Here is an 18,069-nt window from a genome sequence, read left to right on the forward strand (position 1 = left end):
CCTCAACGAGTCGGCCCGGCGGCTGACACACTGTTTCAATGCGCATTGTGGTTCTGGCAGGCGGCATCGGCGGTGCCCGGTTCCTGCGTGGTCTGAAGCGGGCCGTGCCGGACGCGGACATCACCGTCATCGGCAACACCGGGGACGACATCCACCTCTTCGGGCTGAAGGTCTGCCCGGACCTCGACACGGTGATGTACACGCTCGGCGGCGGCATCAACGAGGAGCAGGGCTGGGGGCGGGCCGAGGAGACCTTCCACCTGAAGGAGGAGCTCGCGGCGTACGGCGTCGGGCCCGAGTGGTTCGGGCTGGGCGACCGGGACTTCGCCACGCACATCGTGCGGACGCAGATGATCGGCGCCGGGTATCCGCTGAGTGCGGTGACGGAGGCCCTCTGCGACCGGTGGAAGCCAGGGGTGCGGCTCATCCCCATGACGGACGACCGCGTCGAGACCCATGTCGCCGTCTCGATGGACGGCGAGCGCAAGGCGATCCACTTCCAGGAGTACTGGGTGCGGCTGCGGGCCTCCGTCCCGGCCGAGGCGGTGGTGCCGGTCGGCGCCGAGCAGGCCAAGCCCGCCCCGGGTGTGCTGGAGGCGATCGCCGCGGCGGACGTCATCCTCTTCCCGCCGTCCAACCCGGTCGTGTCGGTCGGCACGATCCTGGCCGTGCCCGGCATCCGGGAGGCGATCGCCGACGCCGGGGTGCCGGTCGTCGGCCTGTCCCCCATCGTCGGGAACGCGCCCGTGCGCGGCATGGCCGACAAGGTGCTCGCCGCGGTCGGGGTGGAGTCGACGGCCGCCGCGGTCGCCGAGCACTACGGCTCGGGACTGCTCGACGGCTGGCTCGTCGACACCGTGGACGCGGAATCGGTGCAGCGGGTCGAGGCGGCCGGCATCCGCTGCCGGGCCGTACCGCTGCTGATGACCGACGAGGACACGGCCGCGCAGATGGCTCGCGAGGCGCTGGCGCTGGCGGAGGAGGTGCGGGCGTCGTGAGTCAGGAGACCGCGGAGGGCTACCGGGTCTGGGCCGTGCCCGGCATCCCCGAGGTGGCGCCCGGTGACGACCTCGCCAAGCTGATCGCCGCCGCCGAACCGGGGCTGGCCGACGGGGACGTCCTGCTCGTCACCTCGAAGGTCGTGTCCAAGGCGGAGGGCCGGATCGTCGAGGCGACCGACCGGGAGGCCGCGATCGACGCCGAGACCGTACGGGTGGTGGCACGGCGTGGCGCACTGCGCATCGTCGAGAACCGGCAGGGCCTCGTCATGGCCGCCGCCGGCGTCGACGCCTCCAACACCGCCGCCGGGACGGTGCTGTTGCTGCCCGAGGACCCGGACGCGTCCGCGCGCGCGATCCGGAGCGGGCTGCGCGACGCCCTCGGCGTCAACGTCGGGGTCGTCGTCACCGACACCTTCGGGCGGCCCTGGCGCGCGGGGCTCACGGATGTGGCGATCGGCGCCGCCGGTGTGCGCGTCGTCGACGATCTGCGTGGGGGCGCGGACGCGCAGGGCAATCCGCTCAGCGCCACCGTCGTCGCCACGGCCGACGAACTCGCCGCCGCGGGCGACCTGGTCAAGGGCAAGGCCGCCGGGCTGCCCGTCGCCGTGGTGCGCGGCCTGCCGCAGCTGGTGGCCGAGGAGGACGGAGAGGGGGCGCGAGCCTTGGTACGGGATGCGCGCGACGACATGTTCCGGCTCGGTACGTCGGAGGCGGTACGGGAGGCGGTGACCCAGCGGCGTACGATCCGGGCCTTCACGGACGAGCCCGTCGACCCCGGGGCGGTACGACGGGCGGTGGCCGCGGCCGTCACGGCGCCGGCGCCGCACCACACGACGCCGTGGCGTTTTGTGCTGCTGGAGTCGGCCCGGTCGCGGACCGAGCTGCTGGACGCGATGCGGGACGCGTGGATCGCGGACCTGCGCCGGGACGGCAAGAGCGAGGAGTCGATCACCAAGCGGGTGCGGCGCGGGGATGTGCTGCGCAACGCCCCGTATCTGGTCGTGCCGTGCCTCGTCATGGACGGATCGCACACCTATGGGGACGCACGGCGGGACGGGGCCGAGCGGGAGATGTTCGTGGTCGCCGCGGGGGCCGGCGTACAGAACTTCCTGGTGGCGCTGGCCGGGGAGCGGCTCGGATCGGCGTGGGTGTCGTCGACGATGTTCTGCCGGGATGTCGTGCGCGAGGTGCTGGGGCTGCCGGAGGGGTGGGATCCGATGGGGGCGGTTGCGGTCGGGCATCCGGCTCAGGAGCCGAAGCCGCGGGCGGAGCGGGATGCGGGAGCGTTCATCGAGGTGCGGTGACCTCGCGGCCGCGCGAAGTGCGGTGACCATGCCCCGTGGGCGCCTACCCTCGTAGGGCCCCTCCTTCTCTTCTCCGGGAACTCTTCGTGGCAGGACGTTTCGCTCCGCGGCCCACGCGTACGACCGTGCGTGGTGGGGAGGTCGCCGTGTCCGCGGGGTGTCGCGGCAGGCGGTGGCTGCGGCGGGGCGGCTACGGGTCCTGGTGCCGGACGGGCCGCTGGATCTGGGGCTGGTGCTCGGGCCGTTGCGGCGCGGGCCCGGGGATCCGACGTTCCGGGCGATGCCGGACGGGTCGGTGTGGCGGGCCAGCCGTACGCCGGTCGGGCCGGGGACGTTGCGGGTTTCCGTGCGGGGTGGGAAGTACGCGGGGAGGCGTGGGGGCCGGGGGCGGAGTGGCTGCTCGAGCAGTTGCCCGACCTGCTCGGGGCGTCGGACGATCCGTCCGTCTTCGCGCCGCGGCATCGGATCGTGGCGCTGGCGCGGCATCGGCGGCCGGGGTTGCGGCTGACCCGGACCGGGTTGGTGCTGGAGTCGTTGATTCCGTCGATTCTGGAGCAGAAGGTCACGACCGATGAGGCGTATCGGGCGTGGCGGTTGCTGGTGCGGAAGTTCGGGGAGCCGGCGCCGGGGCCCGTGCCGGGGCGGATGTGTGTGATGCCGGCGCCGCGGACGTGGGCGCTGATTCCGTCATGGGAGTGGCATCGGGCCGGGGTCGACAACAAGCGGGCGTCCACGATCCTGCGTGCCGTGCGGGTTGCTGCGCGGCTGGAGGAGGCGGTGGGGATGGAGGCCCGGGCCGCGCAGGCGCGGTTGGAGGTTGTGCCGGGCGTGGGGCCGTGGACGTCGGCGGAAACCGTGCAGCGCAGTCATGGGGCGGCGGATGCGGTGACCGTGGGGATCTGCATCTGCCGGGGATTGTGGGGTGGGCGTTGGCCGGGAATCGGGATGCGGACGACGCGGTGATGCTTGAGCTGCTGGAGCCGTATGCGGGGCAGCGGCATCGGGCGGCTCGGTTCGTTCTGCTGAGCGGGAAGGTGCCGCGCGGAGGGCTCCGCGGATGCCGCGGGGGGACATCGGGCGGTTGTAGGGGCGCGGCGTTGGGGCTGACGCGGGGTGGGTCGCGCAGCCCGGCGCTGATGGGGGTGCCGCACGCGCCCACCCGTGCCGCCCTGGGGCCCCTCTGAGGGGAGGCACGGCTGCCGCGGACTGACGAGGCGGCGGGGTGCGGCACGCGCCCGCGGGCTGATGGGTGGGGTGCCGCACGCGCCCGCGGGCTGACGGGTGGCCGCACGCGCCCGCGGGCTGACGCGGCGCCCCGCAAGCACCCACCCCCGTTACTGATCCGACGAGAACCGCAGTGCCCCCGCTGGGATTTGGGCGTCACACCAGACTCGGGCGCCGGATTGGAGTTCGTTGTCGGGGCCTATGATCGCGCCGTCGCCGATGACCGTGTCGCTGAGGACGGAGCGTTCGCCGATGCGGGCGCGGGTGCCGATGAGGGAGTCGGTGATGACGGCGCCGGGTTCGATGACGGCGCCGGGGAGGATCGTGCTGCCGAAGATGCGCGCCCCCTCGGCGACGAACGCGCCCTCTCCGACCACCGTGCCGCCGGCCAGCTTGGCGTCGGGGGCCACCCTTGCCGTCGGCAGGACCAGACGGTCGCCGCAGCGGCCGGGGACCGCCGGAGACGGGGCGCGGCCCAGGACCAGGTCCGCCGAGCCGCGGACAAAGGCCGCCGGGGTGCCGAGGTCGAGCCAGTAGGTGGAGTCGACCATGCCCTGGAGGTGGGCGCCGGCCGCCAGGAGGTCGGGGAACGTCTCGCGTTCCACCGAGACCGGGCGGCCGGCCGGGATCGTGTCGATGACCGAGCGGCGGAAGACGTAGGCCCCCGCGTTGATCTGGTCGGTGACGATCTCCTCCGGCGTCTGCGGCTTCTCCAGGAAGGCGGTGACGCGACCGGACTCGTCCGTCGGGACCAGGCCGTAGGCCCGCGGATCGGTCACCTTCGTCAGGTGCAGGGAGACGTCCGCGCCCGTCGTCCGGTGCGTGCGCACCAGGGCACGGATGTCGAGGCCGGTGAGGATGTCGCCGTTGAAGATCAGGACCGGGTCGTCGGGTCCGGAGTGCAGCCGCGAGGCCACGTTGCGGATCGCGCCGCCCGTGCCGAGTGGCTCATCCTCCGTGACGTACTCGATGTGCAGCCCCAGGTCCGAGCCGTCACCGAAGTACGGCTCGAAGACCTGGGCCAGATAGGACGTGGCGAGCACGATGTGCTCGACGCCCGCCGCTCTCGCTCTCGCCAGCTGATGCGTGAGGAACGGCACCCCCGCCGCCCTGACCATCGGCTTGGGCGTGTGCACCGTGAGCGGGCGCAGCCGGGTGCCCTTGCCGCCGACCAGGAGGATCGCTTCTGTCACCTGTCGTCTCTGCTTCCTGCCGGGACCGGCCGAACTGTGTTTCGGCCGGCCAGTGTATGCAGACCGTTGTCCGGCTCCTTCGACGGCCGTCGGTGTCGTGCGGCCTCAGGGCCGCCCCTGGAAGCGGGCCGCCTGTGAGCGGATCGAGCCGAGCTTGCCGTAGAGGAGTCCTCCTGGGCAGTCCGTGAGGAAACCGTCCCGGTGACCGGAGATCACGTTCAGTCGTACGTTCTTGCCCTTTGCGTAGAGATTGCCACCGGCGGACTTCAGGTATGTCTTGCCACTGGGATTGCCTCCGTGCAGGCCCAGCTTCCAGGAGGCCAGCTGACTGACGGCCGTCACTGTGTTGGCGGAGGGCCTGGTGGTGTTGAACGTGCCGATGACGGCGATCCCCGCGCTGTCGCTGTTGAAACCGAGGGTGTGGGCGCCCATGACCGGGTTGGCCACGCCGCCGGCGCGTCCCTCGTAGATGTTTCCGCACTTGTCGACGAGGAAGTTGTAGCCGATGTCCCGCCAGCCGTTGCTCACGACGTGGTAGCGGTAGATACCGCGGATGACGGACGGGGCCTGCGCGCAGGTGTAGTTGTTGCCGGTCGCCGTGTGGTGCACGAACGCGGCCTTGACCCGCTTCGTGTAGAGGAACGCCTTCTCCCGCAGCGACTCGTCCGCGCCCCAGCCGCGGCGGGTGACGATGGGCGGGCGCGGGCCGATGTACGGATTGGCCCGCTGCTCTTCGGTCAGCCCGGCGGCGTGCAGGGTGAGCAGTTCGTGCTGTGTCTGCGCCTGGTCCAGTGCCGGGATCTCGGTGGCGCCGAGCGGGGCGAGGTCGGAGTTGGGGGCGGATGCGTCGGCCGTGTCCGGGCTCAGCGGTTCGGTCACGGGAGGGTCGGCGGGGGCGCCGCCGGCGGGGGCCTCGGCGGTGGATTCGGAGCCCGGGTCGACGAGTTCGAGGCGGAGGCCGGAGGGGAGGGGTGCCGGGGTGGTCCCGGCGGGCTCGTCGGCCGGCCGCACGCGGACCTCCACTCCGTCCGACTCGCCCACCCACAACGGTGCGGTGGCTCCGCGCACGCGACCGGAGGTGCGTTCGTCCGAGCCCTGGTCGGGTGCGTGGTCGGCGTTGTGGGTCTCGAGGTCCTGCCAGCCGGACCAGGCGCCGGTGGCTGTGGCACGGGTGCGGACCTGGACGCTGCCGTGCAATTCGGTGTCGGGGTCGTCCCAGATGACGCCGACGAGCGAGAAGGGCCGTACGTCCCGCGGGGTCAGGCCCTGTGCGGAGCCGAGGGTGCGGTCGTCGGCGAGGGGGGCGAGGGGCAGCGACTGGGTGCTGCCGGGGATACCGGGATCGGCGGCTCGCGCGGGCTCGGCGCCCGGTGCAGCGGCCGGCCCTGATATCTCGGTCGCCGTCGTCGTCGTGGTCAGGGTCATCGGGAGGGCGAGTGCGGCGGCGCAGGTGACGCCTATCGAGGAAGCGAGGAGTTTGCGCATGCCCCCGATCTTGGACATATCCATATGAATCTGTCCATTGGGGAATTGACACGCCGTCGGGTCCCATTCGCCCGAACCGGTGAGCCCCGCCGCTCGATGCACAGGCGGCCGCCCGCGTACGCTTGCGCGGGTGAACGCCACTGATCGCACCCCTGCCGACCTGCTGCGTTCCGCGCTCGCCGCGGATCCCGCGCGCCCCCTGGTGACCTTCTACGACGACGCCACGGGCGAACGTGTCGAATTGTCCGTGGCCACCTTCGCCAATTGGGTGGCCAAGACCGCCAACCTCCTCCAGGACGGGATGTCCGCCGAACCCGGTGACCGGGTCGCACTGCTGCTGCCCGCGCACTGGCAGACGGCGGTGTGGCTGCTGGCGTGTTCGTCGGTGGGCGTCCTCGCGGACATGGACGGTGATCCGGCGCGGGCCGACTTCGTGGTGGCCGGGCCCGGTCGGTTCCAGGATGGACTCGCGTGCGGCGGGGAGCGGTACGCGCTGTCGCTGGCGCCGCTGGGGCGCCGCTTTCCGGTGCCGCCGGAGGGATACGCCGACTACGCCGTGGACGTGCCGAGTCACGGTGACCGTTTCGCGCCGTACGCGCCGGTCGACCCGGAGGCGCCCGCGCTGATCGTCGCCGGGGCGCAGTACACGGGGGCCGAGGTGGTGGAGCGGGCGCTGACCGACGCGCCCGGGCTGGATCTGACGGGGCCCGGTTCGCGGATCCTGTCCGCACTGCCGTACGACACCTGGGAGGGCCTCAGCGCCGGGCTCTACGCACCGCTTGCGACCGGCGGCTCCGTGGTGCTCTGCCGTCACCTGACGGAGCTGGACGAGGAGGCCCTGGCCAAGCGGATCGAAAGCGAACGGATCACGGCGACGGCCCGCTGAGCGCTCCGCCGGACGTCCGGTACGCCTCCTGCGGGTGCGTCGTGGCTGGTCGCGCCCACGGTGGAGGAGAACCCGAGAGGCCCGCAAGCGCACCGTCACCACCCGCGCCGCCCCCACCCCCATCACCCATTCGGCCTCCCCCGCCCGCGCCCCCTCCCGTCCGCGTCATGGTCGTAAGAGCAGCACGACATGCACGACTCGCTCGTACACGCTCGTACGCCATGATGGGGTGGATCCAGCCGTGACGGACACCGCAGGTACGCCATCCGGAGGTCCGGACGACGACACGCCGGCGGCGGGCGGCGACAGAGCCCAGGGGCCGGAGGTCGGGGCGTCCGCATCCGGGATCGGGCTCATACGCAGGCACCGGCGCAGATGGGCGCGGTACGGGTCCGTCGGGGTTGCCCTCCTCGCCATCGGGGCCGTGGCCGGCGGATGGGCCCTCTACGCGAAGCTGAACGGGAACATCACCCCCGACGAGGCCGCCGCCGCGGAGCTCGCGCGGTACGAGAAGGAGCGGCCCACCGCCCTGGTGCACGGCGCGCAGAACATACTGCTGATCGGATCGGACTCCCGGGCGGGCGACAACCGGCGTTACGGACGCGACCTCGGGACCGAGAGGTCGGACACCACGATCCTGCTGCATCTGTCAGCCGGGCGACGCAGCGCCACCGCCGTTTCGATACCCCGCGACCTGATGGTCGACATACCCGGCTGCCGGCGGTCGGACGGCAGCCGCACCGAACCCACGTTCGCGATGTTCAACTACGCCTTCGAAAAGGGCGGTTCGGCCTGCACGATCCGAACGGTCGAGAAACTGACGGACATTCGAGTCGACCACCACGCCGTCATCGACTTCAGCGGCTTCAAGAAGATGGTCGACGCCGTCGGCGGTGTGCAGATCTGCCTGGCCGAGCCGATCCGGGACAAGGCCGCCAAGCTGCAGCTGCCCGCCGGCCGCGTGACGCTCAACGGCGAACAGGCACTCGGCTACGTCCGCGCCCGCAAGTCCCTCGGCGACGGCAGCGACACCGACCGGATGGAGCGTCAGCAGCGATTCCTCGCAGCGCTGGTGAAGAAGGTGCGCAGCAACGACGTACTGCTCAACCCGGTGAAGCTCTATCCCCTGCTGAACTCGGCCACATCCGCACTCACCACGGACCCGGGACTGGCGAGTCTGCGCGGTCTGTACGACCTCGTGCGCGGAGTACGCGACATCCCCACCGAAAATGTGCAGTTTCTGACGGTTCCGCGGGAGTCGTATGTGCACAACTCCAATCGCGACCAACTGATGGAGCCCGCTGCGGAGCGACTCTTCGAGCGACTGCGGTCCGACGCTCCGGTCGATGTCACCCGAAACTTCGCGCGGGATTACGGCGAGAACACCCACGGAAACGCCGATACGGAGTCGAACGGTTACAGCCTGTACGCCGATTCCGAGGCTTCCCCGGCCCCCACCTTCAGCGGGGGTACGGCCGATGAGGACCACTGTCGGTAAAGCACTCACCAAGCCGACGAACTTTCGTTCCGGGAAATGGGCGGATTGCCCAGTTGTAGGGACGTGGAATTTGTCACCGTCGTCGCTCGACGCTGAACTGGGCGGATAGTGTGAGCGCTTCGGTGCACCCGACTCCCGGCCACGAAGTCCATTTCCGGGGGGCGCGCACTGTGTACGAGGTTTGTACGAGACCGAGCGCCTCGAAGGGGGAAGGCGCCGCGTGGCCCCGACGGAGGATTCAGACAACCGTGGACGCGCAAGGCCGTGGGCGGGCGGACAACATCGACCCCGCAGACCAGTGGGTGCTCAATCCGAACACCGGCGAATACGAACTGCGACTGGGCCCTTCCGCACCGCAGTCGACGGTTCCCGGACCTCGCAGATCCGCCCCCCGCGGCGGCACACCGCGCGGCCGTACGGCGACACCCGGCCGCCCGCCGCAGGACGCACCGAGCCGTGAGATCCCGGCGCAGCGCAGGCGCCGCAGTGCGCCCGCCGAGCCACCGCCGGGACGGCGCGGGCGACGGCCGGCGCAGAAGGCGTCCAAGGCGAAGAAGGTCGTGCTGTGGACCGGTGGCGCGATGGCGTTCGTGCTGGTCGCCGCGGCGGGCGCCGGATACCTCTACCTCGAGCACCTCAACGACAACATCACGTCGGTCGCGGACGACGGGGCGAGCACCGGTGGCTTCCAGAAGGACAAGGCCATCAACATCCTGCTGATCGGCACGGACAAGCGCACCGGCGCGGGCAACGAGTCCTACGGCGACGCGGGCAGCCCCGGACACGCGGACACCACGATCTTGCTGCACGTCTCCAAGGACCGCTCCAACGCGACCGCGCTCAGCATCCCCCGCGACCTGATCGTGGACATCCCGGACTGCCCGACGACGCAGGAGGACGGCACCCAGGAGGTCATCCCGGGCTCGCAGGGCGTCCGCTTCAACACCAGCCTCGGCCAGAGCGGCCGTACGCCCAGCTGCACCATGCGTACGGTGACCGAGCTGACCGGGATCACGCCGGACAACTTCATGGTCGCCGACTTCAACGCGGTGAAGACGCTGACCACGGCGGTCGGCGGCGTCACGGTGTGCCTGGCCAAGGACATCAACGACCCCGACTCCAAGCTCAACCTACCGGTCGGCGAACACGAGATCGAGGGCGAGGAGGCGCTCGCCTTCGTCCGCACCCGGCACTCCGTCGGCACCGGCGGCGACCTGAGCCGGATCAACCTGCAGCAGCAGTTCCTGAGCGCGTTGATGCGCAAGCTGAAGTCGAACGACACGCTCACCAACCCCTCGAAGATGCTGAAGCTGGCCGAGGCGGGCACCGAGGCGCTGACCGTCGACTCCCAGCTGGACAGCATCGGCAAGCTGAAGGACCTCGGTCTGGAGCTGGGCAAGCTCGACACCAAGAACCTGACGTTCACGACCGTGCCGGTGGTCGACAACCCGGCCGAGACGGTCAAGGCGACGGTCGTGCCCCATCCGACGCAGGCCTCCGAGGTCTTCGAGGCGATCCAGAACGACGTCTCCTTCACCGAGGTCAAGCAGCAGAAGGCGAAGGAGAAGGCCGCGGTGGCCGCCCGGCTGAAGGGCACCAAGGCCGACCCGTCCGAGGTGCGGGTGCAGATCCTGAACGGCGGTGCCCCCGACGGCAGCGCCCAGGAAACCCTCAACTGGCTGCAGATCGAAGAAGGCGTCACCAAGTCCGAGAACGCCGGCAACGCGGACGCCGAACTGAGCAAGACCACCCTGGAGTACGCGCCCGACCAGGCGGACCAGGCGCGCAGGCTGGCCGACGTCATGGGTCTGTCGGGGTCCGCGATGAAGCCCGGCGAGAGCGTGACCAACTCCCAGGGCCTGCCCACGATGACGCTGACGCTGGGCAAGGACTTCAAGGGTGCGGGCGTCTCCCTCACCGCTCCGACGAAGGCGCCGGACGTCGACAAGTCCACGGCGGACAAGGTCGTGTGCGCCGAGTAGTGAATTGGGGGGTAACCCAACGGGTCCGTCGTGCGTCTGACTTGTCGCGGGGCGGACCCGTGTTCGTATGCAGGGGTGGGAGGGCAGGCAGTTGGCGCGAAGCGGTGTGCGCGGGGACGTGCCGGCGGTGGAGGACACGATGTCCCTCGCACCGCGATCCGGGAGCAGTACGGCCGAGAGCGGCGGAAGGCACGGTGGCGGGGGGCGTCGCGGCACCGGACGGCCACCCCGCAGACGGCGGGTGCTGCGCTGGTCGGCCACGGTCCTGGCGGTGGTGATACTCGGCACCGCGACTGCGGGCTATCTCTACTACCGGCATCTGAACGCCAACCTCGAGACCGGCAAACGCAGCAGCGGTGACTCCAAGGCCGAGAAGCCACAGCCCAACGCGGCCGGGCAGACGCCGCTGAACATCCTGCTGATCGGCTCCGACAGCCGGAACTCGGCGGAGAACCTGGAGCTCGGCGGCAGTAAAAGCAGCGTCGGCAGCAAACCGCTCGCGGACGTGCAGATGCTGGTCCACCTGTCCGCGGACCGCAAGCACGCGTCGGTGGTGAGCATTCCGCGCGACACCCGCGTCGACATCCCCGAGTGCACGGACCCGGAGACCGGCGAGACCTATCCGGCGACCAACACGATCATCAACGCCTCACTTGCCCGCGGCGGCGCCGGCTGCACGCTGGCCACCTGGCAGAACCTCACCGGGGTCTATATCGACCACTGGATGATGATCGACTTCGCGGGCGTGGTGAGCATGGCGGACGCCGTCGGCGGCGTCGAGGTCTGTGTGAACCAGAACGTCCATGACCGCCCCCTGCCCGGCGTGCCCGGCGGTTCCGGCCTGAAGCTGAAGGAGGGCAGGCAGAAGGTGCAGGGCGAGAAGGCGCTGCAGTGGCTGCGCACCCGGCACGCGTTCTTCAGCGACGTGGGCCGGGCCAAGGCCCAGCACATGTACATGAACTCGATGATCCGCACACTGAAGGAGCAGAACGCCTTCACCGACACCGGCCGGCTGATGAACCTGGCCGAGACGGCCACGGACGCGCTGAAGGTCTCCGAGGAGATCGGCTCGGTCAAGAAGCTGTACGACCTTGCCATGCAGCTCAAGACGGTGCCGACGAACCGGATCACCATGACGACCATGCCGACCGACGTGGATCCGCAGAACGCGAACCATCTGGTGCCGGCCGGGGAGGACGCCGAGAAGATCTGGTCGATGGTCCGCGACGACGTGGCCTTCGACAAGAACGGCAAGGCGGCAGGCTCGAAGAAGACGTCGGGCACGGAGAAGGCGTCCAGCGACCCCGCGGCGGACGACGCCGAGATCGGCGTCCTGGTGCAGAACGCCACCCGGTCCGACGCCGAGGGCGCGGTCGACAGACGCGCGAGCGAGCTGGCCGGGCTGCTGGTGGAGAAGGGCTTCACCAGGGCGGCGGCGGACTTGACGGGCGGCCTCTCCGAGGAGCAGACCGTCGTCCGCTACCCGAGCGCGGAACTCGAGGGCGACGCCCAGCGGATCGCCAAGTCACTGGGTATTCCGCTGAGTTCGGTGAAGAGGTCGACCGACGTCTCCGGGGTCACCCTCGTCGTGGGCGCCGACTGGCGCACCGGCACCAGCTACCCGAAGAAGTCGGCCCCCCAGGCCGGGGAGATTCCCGAGTCCGCCGACGCGATCAACGGCTCGGACAGCGGCCAGTGCATGGACGTGTACGAGCCGTACCGCTGGTAGCGGCGTGACGGCCGAGGGGCGTGCCGCAGGCGGTACGCCCCTCGGCCGTCACGCCGTCGCGGAGTCCCGGACCGCCGGGCGCCGGGAGGCGATGACCTTCCTCGCCAGCGACTTGGGGCTGGTGAGAAAACCGAAGCCCCAGGACATGTGCATGGTGGCGAGGGCCACGGGAATCTGGAGGCGGGCCTTCAGAGGCAGGCCCTTGCCGGCGGGGACGGAGCCCAGCGCGATCGCCGCGAGGTAGCCGCCGGGGATCACGAACGCCCACGGCGTCAGGGCGGCGCCGGCGACCAGGCCCGCGGCTATCGCGCACACCGCGGTCGGCGGGGCGAGGTAACGCAGGTTGATGGAGCCGGAGTGGTAGCGGGCGACGACGTGCCGCCAACGGCCGTAGTCCTTGTACTGCTTGGCCAGCGCCCGCACGCTCGGCCGCGGCCGGTACGACACCTTCAGCTCCGGCGAGAACCAGATCAGACCGCCCGCCTCACGGATGCGGAAGTTCAGCTCCCAGTCCTGGGCGCGGATGAACTCTTCGTTGTATCCGCCCTGCTGCTCCAGCGCCTCGCGCCGGAAGACGCCGAGGTAGACCGTCTCGGCGGGACCGGCCTCCCCGCCCGTGTGGAAGGCCGCGTTGCCGACGCCGATCCGTGAGGTCATGGCCGCCGCGACCGCGTGCTCCCAGTCGTTCTCGCCCTCGGCGTGCATGATGCCGCCGACATTCTGCGCGCCGGTCTCCTGAAGGAGCCGTACCGCGGTCGCGATGTAGTTCGGCGAGAGCATGCCGTGGCCGTCGACGCGGACCACGATCGGGTGCCGAGAAGCCTTGATCGCGGCGTTGAGGGCCGCGGGCGTACGGCCCGTCGGGTTGGGGACCGTGTGCACGCGAGGGTCCTCACGGACCAGCTCGGCGGCGATCTCGTCCGTGCGGTCCGTGGACGGACCGAGGGCGATCACGACCTCCATCTCGCCTGCGTACTCCTGGGCGAGGATCGCGTGGACGGCGCCGCGCAGATGCCGCTCCTCATTGAGGACGGGCATGATGACGGACACGGCGGGAAGCTGCACGTCGGGATTGGCGTTCATAGGGGCCTCACGTTACCGCGAACGGGGGACAGCGAGCCGCCCTGCCCGGGTCGGTGCACCGGGCCACAGATCGTATGGGCCTACGGTGCTCATGATCCCATTTACGCCGCTCCCGCTTCAGCGGAGGTGCCCCCATGCCCGCAACGCCGCCTCGTCCGTACCCGGTCCGGCCGCAGCGCCGGCCGGAGTCGCGCCGCGCCGTGCGGCCGCCCGTACGACGGAGGAAGCCGCGTTGGGCCATGCGGGCGGTGACCACGCTGTCCGTGGTGATCCTCGCCTCGGCCGGGATCGGGCACGCGGTGGTCTCGAGCCTGGACGCGGACATCACCCGGGTCGATCCCTTCAAGGACATGAAGAACCGGCCTCGGGCCGGTCACGGCATGAACGTGCTGGTGGTCGGCACCGACGGCCGGGACAAGATCTCCGAGGCCGAGCGGCGCCGGTACCGGCTCGGCGGGGCCCCCTGCCACTGCACCGACACGATCATGATCGTGCATATCTCGGAGGACCGGGAGCGGGCCAGCGTGGTGAGTCTGCCGCGGGACTCCTACGCCGAGGTGCCCGCACACACCGACCGCACCACCGGTGAGCGGCACAAGGCGCATCCGGTCAAGCTGAACGCGGCGTACGCGGAGGGCGGGCCGCAGCTGACCGTGCGCACGGTCGAGCACATGACCCGGGTGAAGATCGACCACTACCTGGAGGTCGACTTCACCAGCTTCATGAAGACGGTGGACGTGCTCGGCGGCGTGAAGATCTGCACCGCCCGGCCGCTGAAGGACACCCACACCGGCCTGAACCTACGGGCCGGGAACCACACGCTGACCGGCGGGCGGGCCCTGCAGTACGTGCGCGCCCGGTATGTCGACGGGGCCTCCGACCTCGGGCGGATGCAACGGCAGCAGCGCTTCCTGGCCGCGCTGATCGACCAGGCGACCTCCTCCGGGGTGCTGCTGAACCCGATGAAGTTCCGCGACGTGACCCGGGCGGTGCTGGGCTCGGTGCGGGCGGACAAGGAGTTCGGCGCGCACGAACTGCTGGACCTCGGACGGGCGATGCGGAACTTCTCCCCCTCGTCGTCCGAGTTCACGACCGTCCCGATCGGGCAGATGGGGTACGCCGTGAAGGGCATCGGTTCGACGCTGAAGTGGGACCCGGTCAAGTCCCGGCGGCTCTTCCAGGCACTGCGCGACGACAAACCACTGGCCGCCGGGCGCCCGAAGGACACGGCGGTACAGGTGGACGTGGCTCCGCAGCAGATCCGCGTCCAGGTGGAGAACGGCACGCGGACGGCCGGGCTGGGCCAACGCGTCGACACGGCGCTGGCGCGGGCCGGCTTCCTCACGACGCGGCAGCCGAAGAACGCGAGGAATCAGTCGGTCGCGCGGACCGTCATCTCCTACGACCCCCAGTGGGACCGTTCCGCCAAGTCGCTCGCGGCGGCCCTGCCCGGAAGCCGGCTGCGGGCGGTCAAGGGGCAGGGGGCAACGCTCAAGGTGATCGTCGGGACGGACTTCCGGGAGGTACGGAAGGTCAAAGGGACGGACCTCCGGCAGGGCGAGGCCGGGGTGGTGCGGGGGGACGAGGTGCGGTGCTCGTAGGGCCGCGTCAGTCCTCGAAGCCCTCGGCCGCGCGCTTCTCCCGCAGCTCCATGATGGCCCGGCGGCGGGCCAGGCGGTGGGTGCGGCGGATCTGGGCCTCCTGGTAGCGGCGCTTGTCCTTTTCCGTCTCCGGGATCACCGGCGGGACCGGGCGGGGCTTGCCGTCGGCGTCGACTGCGGCGAAGACGAGGTAGGCCGAGCCGACCTGGGTGGGCGGGGCGGACTCGTTCCAGCGTTCGGCCAGGACCCGTACCCCCACCTCCATCGAGGTACGGCCGGTCCAGTTGACCTGCGCCTTCACATGGACCAGGTCACCCACGCGGACCGGCTCCAGAAACGCCATCTCGTCCATGGAGGCCGTGACGGCGGGACCGCCGCTGTGCCGGCCGGCCACCGCGCCGGCCGCGTCGTCGACCAGCTTCATGATCACCCCGCCGTGCACCGTGCCCAGAAGGTTGGTGTCGTTGTGGGTCATGATGTGGCTGAGGGTGGTCCGGGAAGCGGAGGTGTGCCTGCCCGGTATGTCCGGAGTGCCGGGTGTCTCCTGCTCCGGGGCGCTGGCCTGGTCTGTCATGGCCTCCACCTTATGCCGAAGCGACTTCCGGTGATTTTGTGTCGGCTTCGCAACAGCCGCGCTGTGATTTTCTGCCGACTCTTGTAACGCACACAGCCGCGACCTGCACACTGGGGCCCATGAATGATTGGCCCCAGGGATGGTCCGACGACAACCGCGGCACCCGGTACGGGCGCGGCAGCACAGGCGCACAGCCTGAAGGCGCCCGTGTGATGCGCCAGGTGCGGCGCGGCCCGGCGGCACCGCCCGGCGGGGGCCAGGCACCGCCGTACGGCGTTCCGCAGCAGCCGTCGTACGTCGACGGACAGGGATACGACGCATACGACAGCGGTTACAACACCGGTCAGGTCTACGGCGGCCGCGGCCCCGGCGGGCCCGGCGACGGTGCGGGCATGTACGAGCCGCGCCCCGCGCCGAACTGGCGGCGCCGGATCAAGATGACGTCGATCACCGTGGTGACCGTGCTCGTCGTGACGCTCGTCGGCACGTACTTCTGGGCCGACTCCAAGCTCAACCGCGACGTCGACCTGTCGAAGGTCATCGACCGGCCGGAGAAGGGCGAGGGCACCAACTACCTCATCGTCGGCTCCGACAGCCGCGAGGGCATGTCCGCCGAGGACAAGAAGAGGCTGCACACCGGGTCCTCGGAGGGCAAGCGCACGGACTCGATGATGATCCTGCACACCGGTGACAACGGGCCGACGCTGATCTCGCTGCCGCGCGACTCGGACGTGGAGATACCGACGTTCGTCGGCTCCGAGTCCGGCAAGACGTACCAGGGCACGGGCCGGCATGTGAAGCTGAACGCCGCCTACGCCGAGGACGGGCCGGAACTGCTGGTCCGCACCGTAGAGGCCAACACCGGCCTGCACATCGACCACTACGTCGAGATCGGCTTCGCCGGCTTCGCGAACATCGTGGACGCGGTCGGCGGCGTGGAGATCGAGATCCCCAAGGGCGGCATGAAGGACACGAAGTCCGGTGCCGACTTCGAGGCGGGCAAGCAGACCCTCAACGGCGAGCAGGCCCTCGCCTTCGTCCGCACCCGGTACGCGCTGGCCGGCTCCGACCTGGACCGGACGAAGAACCAGCAGAAGTTCCTCTCGGCCCTCGCCAACCAGGTGGCCACCCCGGGCACGGTCCTCAACCCCTTCAAGCTGTACCCGACCATGGGCGCGGGCCTGGACTCCCTCATCGTCGACAAGGACATGGGCCTGTTCGACCTGGCCGACATGTTCTGGGCGATGAAGGGCGTCAGCGGCGGGGACGGCAAGTCCATGAACATGCCGATCTCCGGCTCGTCCGGCGGCAACCTGGTCTGGGACGAGGCCAAGGTGAAGACACTCGTCGAGCAGCTGAACAACGACGAGAAGGTCACGGTGTCGGGTGACTGACGCGGGCGGCAGACGGCCCTTCGACGTGGTGCTCTGTGACGTCGACAACGTGATCCGGTTCTACGACCCCTCCCGGCTGACCGCTCTGGAGCGGGCGGCGGGGCTGGCCGAGGGCACCACGATGAAGGTGGCGTTCGCGCCCGAGACCGATCTGCCGCTGATGCTGGGGCGGATCACCCCGCAGGAGTGGGTCCACTCGATCGTCGCGGGCCTCGCCGGGCTGGTGCCCGAGCCCGTCGCCTATGAGCTGGGCAACGCCCTTGCGGACGCGCCGTTCCACGCCGACGAGACGGTGGTGGCGCTGCTGCGCCGGGCGCGGGAGCACGTCCCGCTCGTCCTGCTCAGCAACGCCTCGGTGACCCTGGAGGCCGATCTCGCCTCCCTCGGTCTGTCCGGCTTCGCCGACGACATCGTCAGCAGCGCCCGCGTCGGCCTCACCAAACCGGACCCGCGCATCTTCCGGCTGGCGGCCGAGCGGGCGGGCGCCGCGCTCGACCGGTGCCTCTTCGTGGACGACATGCCGGAGAACGTGACGGCCGCGGCCGCGCTGGGCATGCAGACGGTCCACTTCCGCGCACCGGCCGACCTGGAACGGGCGCTCGCGCCGCTGTTCTGAGGCCCGCCGCCAAGGGCCGCAGAGCCCTTGGCGGCGGCCGGGTTTCACATCGTGGCGCCCGCCATCACGCGGCACGTCTCGGCACTGCGGCGACACGCCTCGGCGCACCGCATCATCTGCGGGTCGTCCGGCATGGACATACACGCCTCGGCACACGTGTCGCACGCCTTGGCACACATGGCGCACATGTCTGCCGACATCGGCGAGCGGCGCATCATCATGTCCGCACACATACGAGTCGTCTCGGCGCAGTCCATGAGCGCCCGCATGATCTGCATCTGAGCCTGGCCGCCCATCTGCATGACGGAGTTCATGGTCTCCTCGCAGATGCTGTGGCTGGACATGCACGCGTCGACGCAGTCCTGCATCTGCTTGCTCATCGCGGGCATGGTTCCGGTCATGGCTCCTCCTGGGGTGAGTGGAGTCCGGGTCGGACCCCGCGCCCTTCCGTGGTACGCCTTGCCGACGCGCCGCGCCATCCGGCGGACACCCACAATCC

14 protein-coding genes and 1 pseudogene are annotated in these 18,069 nt (G+C 70.5%); 10 read left to right on the plus strand and 5 right to left on the minus strand.

The genetic code is table 11. From position 1 onward, the window contains the following. The first annotated feature begins 38 nt into the window (after positions 1 to 38). The 3 genes and pseudogenes from cofD to StrepF001_RS21390 all read left to right on the plus strand — a co-directional run bounded on the left by cofD (position 39) and on the right by StrepF001_RS21390 (position 3,392). Positions 39 to 998: a 2-phospho-L-lactate transferase gene (cofD, locus tag StrepF001_RS21380; RefSeq protein ID WP_129799833.1), complete on the plus strand. Its 960-nt coding sequence runs from the start codon at positions 39 to 41 to the stop codon at positions 996 to 998. Beyond that, positions 995 to 2,305 carry a coenzyme F420-0:L-glutamate ligase gene (locus tag StrepF001_RS21385; RefSeq protein WP_129799834.1) on the plus strand — a complete coding sequence of 437 codons (1,311 nt, stop codon included), beginning with the start codon at positions 995 to 997 and terminating at the stop codon, positions 2,303 to 2,305. The genes cofD and StrepF001_RS21385 overlap by 4 nt, the downstream gene beginning before the upstream one ends. Before the next feature lie 86 nt (positions 2,306 to 2,391). Continuing rightward, a pseudogene (locus StrepF001_RS21390) lies at positions 2,392 to 3,392 on the plus strand (DNA-3-methyladenine glycosylase 2 family protein). A 247-nt stretch (positions 3,393 to 3,639) separates the two neighbouring features. Here StrepF001_RS21390 and StrepF001_RS21395 read toward each other — a convergent pair. Continuing rightward, complete coding sequence (locus StrepF001_RS21395) at positions 3,640 to 4,722, minus strand: NDP-sugar synthase (protein WP_129799835.1); 1,083 nt, start codon at positions 4,720 to 4,722, stop codon at positions 3,640 to 3,642. 105 nt (positions 4,723 to 4,827) lie between these two features. Further along, positions 4,828 to 6,225 (minus strand): peptidoglycan recognition protein, encoded by a 1,398-nt coding sequence (locus tag StrepF001_RS21400; protein ID WP_129800082.1) that lies wholly within the window; start codon positions 6,223 to 6,225, stop codon positions 4,828 to 4,830. Positions 6,226 to 6,337: 112 nt separating this feature from the next. On the opposite strand from StrepF001_RS21400, the gene StrepF001_RS21405 reads away from it, so the two are divergent. The 4 genes from StrepF001_RS21405 (at position 6,338) to StrepF001_RS21420 (ending at position 12,302) form a co-directional block, all read left to right on the plus strand. Next, complete coding sequence (locus StrepF001_RS21405) at positions 6,338 to 7,093, plus strand: TIGR03089 family protein (RefSeq protein WP_129799836.1); 756 nt, start codon at positions 6,338 to 6,340, stop codon at positions 7,091 to 7,093. Positions 7,094 to 7,439: 346 nt separating this feature from the next. Further along, positions 7,440 to 8,591: an LCP family protein gene (locus tag StrepF001_RS21410; protein WP_346656961.1), complete on the plus strand. Its 1,152-nt coding sequence runs from the start codon at positions 7,440 to 7,442 to the stop codon at positions 8,589 to 8,591. Between the two features lie 248 nt (positions 8,592 to 8,839). Further along, positions 8,840 to 10,573, plus strand: coding sequence for an LCP family protein (locus StrepF001_RS21415; protein ID WP_129799838.1), 1,734 nt, complete (start codon positions 8,840 to 8,842; stop codon positions 10,571 to 10,573). Positions 10,574 to 10,712: 139 nt separating this feature from the next. Continuing rightward, complete coding sequence (locus StrepF001_RS21420; RefSeq protein WP_129799839.1) at positions 10,713 to 12,302, plus strand: LCP family protein; 1,590 nt, start codon at positions 10,713 to 10,715, stop codon at positions 12,300 to 12,302. A 48-nt stretch (positions 12,303 to 12,350) separates the two neighbouring features. On the opposite strand, the gene StrepF001_RS21425 is transcribed toward StrepF001_RS21420, so the two are convergent. Further along, positions 12,351 to 13,385: a glycosyltransferase family 2 protein gene (locus StrepF001_RS21425; protein WP_129799840.1), complete on the minus strand. Its 1,035-nt coding sequence runs from the start codon at positions 13,383 to 13,385 to the stop codon at positions 12,351 to 12,353. 239 nt (positions 13,386 to 13,624) lie between these two features. On the opposite strand from StrepF001_RS21425, the gene StrepF001_RS21430 reads away from it, so the two are divergent. Beyond that, a complete protein-coding gene (locus StrepF001_RS21430) occupies positions 13,625 to 14,986 on the plus strand; it encodes an LCP family protein (protein ID WP_165396320.1) in 1,362 nt (453 codons plus the stop codon). Between the two features lie 7 nt (positions 14,987 to 14,993). Here StrepF001_RS21430 and StrepF001_RS21435 read toward each other — a convergent pair whose 3' ends face one another. Then, a complete protein-coding gene (locus StrepF001_RS21435; protein WP_129799841.1) occupies positions 14,994 to 15,560 on the minus strand; it encodes an acyl-CoA thioesterase in 567 nt (188 codons plus the stop codon). 119 nt (positions 15,561 to 15,679) lie between these two features. Here StrepF001_RS21435 and StrepF001_RS21440 point away from each other — a divergent pair, with 119 nt between their 5' ends. Continuing rightward, the gene (locus tag StrepF001_RS21440; RefSeq protein ID WP_129799842.1) at positions 15,680 to 16,954 is read left to right on the plus strand and encodes an LCP family protein; all 1,275 of its coding nucleotides are present in this window, start codon (positions 15,680 to 15,682) and stop codon (positions 16,952 to 16,954) included. After that, positions 16,947 to 17,570 carry an HAD-IA family hydrolase gene (locus tag StrepF001_RS21445; protein WP_129799843.1) on the plus strand — a complete coding sequence of 208 codons (624 nt, stop codon included), beginning with the start codon at positions 16,947 to 16,949 and terminating at the stop codon, positions 17,568 to 17,570. Before StrepF001_RS21440 ends, StrepF001_RS21445 begins: the two co-directional genes overlap by 8 nt. 44 nt (positions 17,571 to 17,614) lie before the next feature. Here the strand turns inward: StrepF001_RS21445 and StrepF001_RS21450 are convergent, their stop codons facing one another. Further along, a complete protein-coding gene (locus StrepF001_RS21450) occupies positions 17,615 to 17,971 on the minus strand; it encodes a four-helix bundle copper-binding protein (RefSeq protein ID WP_129799844.1) in 357 nt (118 codons plus the stop codon). Positions 17,972 to 18,069 lie beyond the last annotated feature (98 nt).

The sequence above is a fragment of the Streptomyces sp. F001 genome, from assembly GCF_004187715.1.
Taxonomy (GTDB): domain Bacteria; phylum Actinomycetota; class Actinomycetes; order Streptomycetales; family Streptomycetaceae; genus Streptomyces; species Streptomyces flavusporus.